The 640-nt window shown below is 60.5% G+C and carries 1 protein-coding gene; it reads right to left on the reverse strand.

What is annotated here, in order from left to right; all coding sequences use genetic code 11:
• The coding region (locus U4Y88_RS37600) for an NAD(P)/FAD-dependent oxidoreductase (RefSeq protein ID WP_321790137.1) at positions 1–640 on the reverse strand (640 nt) is incomplete at both ends.

Genomic DNA, 640 nt, shown 5'->3' on the forward strand with positions numbered 1-640 from the left:
CCCGACCATCAGCGTGCCGAGGTACAGGCCCTTGCTCATCCACTGCTTGAAATTGCGCGCCTTGTACAGTTCGGTGTGCAGCCACGACTGCTTGAACGCTTCGGGATAAGCCGTGAGTTCATCGCTCGTGCGACCTGTCTGCACCGCTTCGAACGCCGCTTCCGCAGCCAGCATGCCGGTCTTGATCGCCGCGTGGCTGCCCTTGATACGCGCCGCGTTCAAAAAGCCCGCATCGTCACCGACCAATGCGCCGCCCGGGAACACGAGTTTCGGCAGCGACATCAAACCGCCCGCCGTCATCGCGCGCGCGCCGTACGACACACGCTTGCCGCCTTCGAGATACTTGCGGATCGCCGGATGCGTCTTGTAGCGCTGGAATTCCTCGAACGGCGACAGATACGGATTCGTATAAGCCAGGCCGACGACAAAACCCACCATCACCTGGTTGTTGTCGATGTGGTAAAGGAACGAACCGCCGTACGTATCGTTTTCGAGCGGCCAGCCGGCCGTGTGAATCACTAGACCCGGCTGATGCTTCGCGGGATCGATCTCCCACAGTTCCTTGATGCCGATACCGTAGACCTGCGGATCGGCGTCCTTGCCGAGCTTGAACTTCTCGTTCAGTTGACGGCCCAGATGC

The sequence above is a fragment of the Paraburkholderia sp. J94 genome, assembly GCF_905220285.1.
GTDB lineage: Bacteria > Pseudomonadota > Gammaproteobacteria > Burkholderiales > Burkholderiaceae > Paraburkholderia > Paraburkholderia tropica_A.